Origin of the sequence: Bradyrhizobium sp. CCH5-F6 (assembly GCF_001556045.1) — a bacterium.
Lineage (GTDB): Bacteria > Pseudomonadota > Alphaproteobacteria > Rhizobiales > Xanthobacteraceae > Bradyrhizobium.
This window is the reverse complement of the sequence record NZ_LSIC01000070.1, coordinates 1-5,571: the sequence shown is the minus strand read 5'-3', so window position 1 is coordinate 5,571 and position 5,571 is coordinate 1. Positions and strand designations below refer to the sequence as shown.

Here is a 5,571-nt window from a genome sequence, read left to right as displayed (position 1 = left end):
GGCTCGGTGAGGAGCGAAGCGACGAGTAGAGCGCGGGCCGAAGGCATCGCCCGTACGCCGGCAGCCCGTAAAGATCGCACCCCTCCGCGAACCCTTGCCGTGCGAGCCAGGCTCCCTCAGCACCAAACCCGAAAGTCTCAACATCACGATCGTGTTGCAGCGTTTCGAATGCAAACCGAATGTCCGTCACGGTGCGCCTATCCGGTCAACAAACAGGGGAGCCTCCCGCCAAGGAAGTGCACGCCTGCCGTCAGCTGCGGCATGTTCACGCTGCTCGTTGTCCAGCAATGGTGTGACCGCCGCAACGTAGGCCGTAGTTTCCGGAGGAAGCGGCCGACCCGTCGCCAGGTGTTGTTCGTACCGCGCCGGACCGGCGTGATAGGCAGCAAGGAAACCCGCCGATCCAAAGCGATCCTGCAGCTCCTTGAGGTAGGCGGCGCCTGCCAGTATGTTGTCGCGGGCGTCAAACGGATCCAGACCGAGACGATAGCGGGCGCTGAGCTCGACCCAAGTGCCGGGCATGAGTTGCATCAGGCCTAGTGCGCCGCGAGGCGACGTTGCACGTCGTTCACCCCCGCTCTCGATCTTCATCACGGCGCGAATCCATCGCTCCGAGATGGCGAAGCGCTGTGCCGCTTCGGTGATGAATTCAGTGTACTGAGATGCCGGTTCGGAACGCGGCGTATCCGCGGCGAACGCTGTGTCGCACAGGGCTGACTGTAGAAGCGCTATCGCGAACGCTAGTAGCGCAACGAGGACGCGGAGCATTGGCGAAAGCGGAGGAAATGCTGAAAAAGGCGAGTCCAGGGCCTGTTGAGCAGGCCGGGACGGAAGGTCGGACGGTGTATCAGCGGAGCCGCAGACGGTGGATCGGAAGCAAACGGCGTGCATGTCTACTCCTCCGCGGTCCACAGAGGTACGGCCTGTCCAATGACCGCGGAGATGGGTAGCGGTCCAAAGTACCGGCTATCGAGCGAGTCTTCCGATTGCCAGTTCATCAGAAAGATTTGCCCCTCGTCGAGTACGCGGCATCCCTGCCAGGTGGGCAAGGGGCGATTGCGACCGTCGCGCTCGCGAGCCTGCCCAATCTCAATGCCGTCGACGACGATCAACGGTCCGGTCCGGCATACGGTCTGCCCGGGAAGGGCAAGGACGCGTTTGAGCATGGGAACGCCCACGGGCAAGTAGCCGTTCAGATCGAGGAATGCGGCAAGCATGTCGGGCGGACGAATGGCGACGAGTTCAGTGACAGTCAGCGGGCCGGCCGACTGAATCCGATAGAGACCGATCGGCACGCTGCTTGATGCGTTCCAAATATAACGGGGCGACGTCTCACCAAGCGTTGAAAGCAGGAGAGCTACGGCTCCGAATGTGCTCAAGATCGTTGGGCAGCGTGCGCTCATGAGGTTATTCTCCGGCGATGGAGCCAAGCCTGGTGTCGCGATCGGGTGTATGGCTTGGGCGTCTCGTTGACCGACAAACGGTTGTGGACGTGGTGCCAGTAGTCTGGTGCTGCGTCTGCGGGATCGATGTCGAGAGCCTCGACAGCATCGACCAATTGCAGCACTCGCTCGACTTTCGGCCAGCCAGACAGGCGCAGCAAGATTTCGCCGCCAGGGCTTACCCATGGAACGGTCGCGTAGCGTTGCCCGGGCATGACCGCACGCAGGATGTCGATGCGAGACAGAACTGTTCCGAAGTCGTTTGACGACCAACGTACGAACGCGAAGATGCTGCCTGGTTCGAAAGACAATACGCGACGACTATGGTCGAGGATGCGCTCGGAGGCGTGACGACCGAACCGAATCCGGTTCTCAATGCGCTTTTCGACCCACAGGATCTCAACTGTCGTGAGTTCGCTCATGACACACCTCGAGGTGATGGATCGGATTGAGTCTGCGCGACTAGACGCAGCCCAAACGCTCTTCGCCTTTCCGGGAAGGAAAGGTGGGCGCTCGACGGGAGCCGTGTCGCCGGCGCTGAACGGATGTGGTCCGTTAGAGGGAATCCGAAGGATTCCCTGTTAGTAGAGTTACGGGAGGAGAAACATGCCGCGCACCAAAGGTTTAAGCGCGATTTCGGTCCCCGATAGCACGAGGATCCGGTCCCCGATGGCACGATAATTCTGGTCCCCGATAGCACGAGAGAATTCACAGCTTGTCCCCCGCGTCAGGAATGAGGCCGCGTCGTCGCAGGCGCGCTTCAAACGGATCGATGAGGGTTGGCGCAAAATTCAGACGCTCTGCACCGGTCGGATCTTGTGTAATGACGAGCTCGTAGCCCGGCAGTGTTTGCCGACGGACGATCTGGCGCAGGTCGTAAGCGAAGTGTTTGACGGGAGATAAGCTGCCCGACTTGGCGTGGAGATGCACAATTTCGAAGCTCCAACCGCCGTTCTGACGACCGCCGTGCTTGCGGACGAGGCGATAAAGCCAACGCTCGAGGCCGCCTGTCAGATCAAAATATCTGCGGTCGATTGTCAGGACGAGCGCATCGTTCAAAACACCTGAGTAGAACCAATCCGGCAGGATCAGCTCAAGTCCGCGGGGCTTCCCGTGCGTGTCGGACGTTTCCTTCCATTCGTTGATCCAGGAAAAGCGATGCCGTCGACGCTCTGTCGGTTGTCGAATCGACGTCATGACGGTCGTCGCCTGTAACCTGTCGAGCGCAGCCTTGAGGCGGTCATAGTCGCGAATGCTGGTGCTGCGGCCAATGAAGGTCAAAATCTCATATGGCGTGGTCGCCATCAGGCGCGAGGTCTTCAAACCTCCGTCACGCGCCTCAACAATCTGAGACGCAGCCCAGATCAGAACGTCCGCGTCCCAAATCGTTGCCATGCCATGCTCGGCAACGGCTTCGACACGGATTGTGATGGTGCCGGCACGAAAGTCGATCGGCACAATGCGTTTGGTCTTCGCCAGCGAGAAGAACGGATATGCCATGAGGTCTTGCGCATCGCGTGCAGCCAAATCGCCGGGCAGCGCTCGAAACAATTCGAGTTGATCCCGTTCAGAACGTCGGCGCCGATGCGGAGTGAATTGATTGTCCGACATCGTCAGCGGCGCTCCTTTCCGGCATACGGCGCAGGCGGATGGCGTTTCGCAGGCAGAACGGTCCCGGCCCCGGGATCGCTGGTTGATGACTTGGTGCCACGGTCGGCCCAGGCCTTGAGATCGTCGAGCGCATAGACCACCCGTCCGCCAATCTTGCGGTACGCGGGACCGGTGCCATAGGTCCGGTGCTTTTCGAGCGTTCGGCCGGAAAGGCTGAGAAATCGTGCTGCTTCGGCCGTCCGCAAGTATCGCTGCGGTATGCCGGCGCCGGGATCGGACATTTGGGAGACTCCGTGTGCATTGGCGCGCAACCGGCGTAGGTCGCGCATCCACGAGCACATTGGCGGAGTCGATCCGCGAAGGGGGATGCCGAAGTTAAGGGGGGCTAATTTCGATACCCCCAGCATACTCCTATTTTTTTCGGGACGGCGGACGCAGTATTCTGCGATAGCCGCCACGCATCAGCGCAAAGCCGCTCTGAGCCAAGCGGATGATCCGATTGCGTAGATCATGGGTTTTCCAGTCGCGTTCGGAAATCCGTTGGGGGCCATACAGGACTTCGGCAATTTCCCGGTACGTGGCTCCGTCCATTCGTCCGTCTAGCACGCGCAGAGCCAGCGTCATTCGGCGCCGCTGAGCAGCAGAAAGCGCATGGAGAGGCTTCCCAACCGGTTTGCCATTAAGTGCCCGAAACAGGCGGCGGCCAGCATCTGCTCGATACTCGTAGTCTTGATCGAACGAAATTTCGACACGATAGGTCGCGGCGATGATGGGCGCCTCTTTCAACCACACGCGGTGCTCGATACCGTGCAGATGCAGCACAGCGTGCCAGCCATCAGGGCCTTCTCGCAGCTGAGCTTCATTGAGATCTTTGAGATCGAGACTGACGTGGGAATCCACGCCGGGCGACAACTCAACGGGTCTTACTGGGATGACCGTCGGAAGAACCTCGGGCGCCCAGAAGATTGTTTGTTCAAAGAAAGGTCGAGCGGGATCAGCTACGAAAAACTAACCCCCAATGATGTCGGATGCCGGCCGAGGGCGGACGAGCTCGGCAATCGCTTTGGAAATCGGGGTTGCGGCGCAGACACTCCCAGGCAAGGCCAGTCAGAAGCCCCTCTTCAACGCGGTTATAGTAGTCATCCGACGACCTCCAGTTGAACTTCGACATACGCGTCCCCGTCGCACTGCAAAATTGCGGCGCGATAATCCTGAGCAGTCATGGTTGCAGGAAGCCCCAGATCGCGCATCGCGTGATGCAGCGGATCGATCGGTCCAAGCCGTAGAAAGTTTTGCTACTGAAAATGAAAATCAGAGCTAAAGATTTGGATTCGACGCTCCGCCGCGCAGCAAATGTCGATAACCGTGCTCAGTCATCCATTTCGCGCGGGTCAGGTGCGTGTCAAAAGCACGTTTCGCGCGATCATGCTCGAGGTCTGGGTTGATGTGCAGCACGATTTGCGCCACCTCCCGCCAGTCGGCTCCCTCCGCGTCTGCATCAAGTATGCGCAAATAAGTTATGACGTGCTCTTCGTCATAGACAGTGAGCACGGGATCCGTGGGCGCAGCGTCGGCGACGTCTGGATCTCGAGGTGGTTTCTTCATGAGAAAATCATAGAACGAATAATTCTAACTTGCCAGAAAACAAAATGCGGACCGATTGTAGCCCTTCTTTTGCCGCTGTCAGCAGAATTCCCGAGCGTTGCTCTCTACGATCTGTCTAAGGCCGCTTCCGAATTGGCTTGCGAGTGTCTCCCCGATTGCTCACCAGCATTACTCCCTCGCCGCGCTCCGAGACCAGGAACATGATTCCAGATGTTTCAAGGGCAGCGCGAACGCGGTCGCGCGTATCCTCGCGCACCTGAAGTCCGTTCTCGGACTCGAAGCGCTTCAGCGCCGTTAACGCGACCAAGGCCTTGTCAGCGAGCGTCTCTTGTGTCCAACCGAGAAGCGCGCGTGCGGCCCGCACTTGGCGGGATGTGATCATGCATGATCACATCCACAGCAAGCCGATCAAGCGCTATGGAAACGACTATAATAGTCGCCTTGGTCCCGTGTCTAGCCCGTTTTTGCGGGTTTATGACGACGATACGGTCGTCTGTAAGGGGGCGGCGCGTTGGGGGAAGATTCGTCGAAGCCCCGCCCGATTCGCTCGGGCGGGGCCTCGCGGCGAGACTTACTCGCCGTTCTTCCGCGGCCGCGACCACAGCAGGGTGTAGCCTTCGCCACCCTCGTCGTCGAACAGGTTGGCGTAGATCGGTGCGTTGAAGGAGGGATCGTCGAGCTTGAGCGAGAGATAGTCGCGACCTTCCTCGGAGCGCTTCGACCAGGCGGCGCCGATCTCGGCCCGGCCGACGAAGATGCGGTGGCTTGGAGCCTTGTCGTTGGAGGGGCTGGATTCTGCGACGATGCGGACGCCTTTGGCCTGCAGGCTGAGGGTGACGATCTCGCCCTGGAAGCCGTTTTAGGTCAGTTGGCAACCGTCTTTCTGAAATGAAGCGGTTGATCCGATAGCGAC

At 59.6% G+C, this 5,571-nt stretch carries 9 protein-coding genes and 1 pseudogene; all 10 read right to left on the bottom strand.

All coding sequences use genetic code 11. The features are described 5' to 3' along the window. Window positions 1–186: 186 nt before the first annotated feature. Entirely contained in the window at window positions 187–591 is a 405-nt protein-coding gene (locus AX729_RS12495) for a lytic transglycosylase domain-containing protein (protein WP_492338708.1), read from the bottom strand. A gap of 302 nt (window positions 592–893) precedes the next feature. After that, window positions 894–1,403 carry a S26 family signal peptidase gene (locus AX729_RS12490; RefSeq protein ID WP_061023410.1) on the bottom strand — a complete coding sequence of 170 codons (510 nt, stop codon included), beginning with the start codon at window positions 1,401–1,403 and terminating at the stop codon, window positions 894–896. Further along, window positions 1,400–1,864 (bottom strand): DUF2840 domain-containing protein, encoded by a 465-nt coding sequence (locus AX729_RS12485; protein WP_061023408.1) that lies wholly within the window; start codon window positions 1,862–1,864, stop codon window positions 1,400–1,402. Before AX729_RS12485 ends, AX729_RS12490 begins: the two co-directional genes overlap by 4 nt. A gap of 286 nt (window positions 1,865–2,150) precedes the next feature. Beyond that, window positions 2,151–3,053 carry a replication initiator protein A gene (locus AX729_RS12480; RefSeq protein ID WP_061023406.1) on the bottom strand — a complete coding sequence of 301 codons (903 nt, stop codon included), beginning with the start codon at window positions 3,051–3,053 and terminating at the stop codon, window positions 2,151–2,153. A gap of 2 nt (window positions 3,054–3,055) precedes the next feature. Beyond that, a complete protein-coding gene (locus AX729_RS12475; RefSeq protein ID WP_061023404.1) occupies window positions 3,056–3,334 on the bottom strand; it encodes a helix-turn-helix transcriptional regulator in 279 nt (92 codons plus the stop codon). Window positions 3,335–3,464: 130 nt separating this feature from the next. Then, the gene (locus AX729_RS38575) at window positions 3,465–3,953 is read right to left on the bottom strand and encodes a DUF2285 domain-containing protein (RefSeq protein WP_245325144.1); all 489 of its coding nucleotides are present in this window, start codon (window positions 3,951–3,953) and stop codon (window positions 3,465–3,467) included. A 94-nt stretch (window positions 3,954–4,047) separates the two neighbouring features. Continuing rightward, the gene (locus AX729_RS41125; RefSeq protein WP_245325143.1) at window positions 4,048–4,224 is read right to left on the bottom strand and encodes a transcriptional regulator domain-containing protein; all 177 of its coding nucleotides are present in this window, start codon (window positions 4,222–4,224) and stop codon (window positions 4,048–4,050) included. 146 nt (window positions 4,225–4,370) lie between these two features. Beyond that, window positions 4,371–4,658, bottom strand: coding sequence for a DNA -binding domain-containing protein (locus tag AX729_RS12465; protein ID WP_061023400.1), 288 nt, complete (start codon window positions 4,656–4,658; stop codon window positions 4,371–4,373). Window positions 4,659–4,773: 115 nt separating this feature from the next. Next, window positions 4,774–5,040, bottom strand: a complete 267-nt coding sequence (locus AX729_RS41120) for a helix-turn-helix domain-containing protein (RefSeq protein WP_061023398.1) — start codon at window positions 5,038–5,040, stop codon at window positions 4,774–4,776. A gap of 189 nt (window positions 5,041–5,229) precedes the next feature. Beyond that, window positions 5,230–5,517 (bottom strand): annotated as a pseudogene (locus tag AX729_RS38570) (DUF736 domain-containing protein); the annotation flags it as partial. Between the last annotated feature and the right edge of the window lie 54 nt (window positions 5,518–5,571).

Excerpts from the sequence above, each read along its gene's own strand:
- AX729_RS12495 (WP_492338708.1), bottom strand. The coding sequence starts at position 591 with ATGAAGATCGAGAGCGGGGGTGAACGACGTGCAACGTCGCCTCGCGGC.
- AX729_RS12490 (WP_061023410.1), bottom strand. The coding sequence starts at position 1,403 with ATGAGCGCACGCTGCCCAACGATCTTGAGCACATTCGGAGCCGTAGCT.
- AX729_RS12485 (WP_061023408.1), bottom strand. The coding sequence starts at position 1,864 with ATGAGCGAACTCACGACAGTTGAGATCCTGTGGGTCGAAAAGCGCATT.
- AX729_RS12480 (WP_061023406.1), bottom strand. The coding sequence starts at position 3,053 with ATGTCGGACAATCAATTCACTCCGCATCGGCGCCGACGTTCTGAACGG.
- AX729_RS12475 (WP_061023404.1), bottom strand. The coding sequence starts at position 3,334 with ATGTCCGATCCCGGCGCCGGCATACCGCAGCGATACTTGCGGACGGCC.
- AX729_RS41125 (WP_245325143.1), bottom strand. The coding sequence starts at position 4,224 with ATGTCGAAGTTCAACTGGAGGTCGTCGGATGACTACTATAACCGCGTT.
- AX729_RS12465 (WP_061023400.1), bottom strand. The coding sequence starts at position 4,658 with ATGAAGAAACCACCTCGAGATCCAGACGTCGCCGACGCTGCGCCCACG.
- AX729_RS41120 (WP_061023398.1), bottom strand. The coding sequence starts at position 5,040 with ATGATCACATCCCGCCAAGTGCGGGCCGCACGCGCGCTTCTCGGTTGG.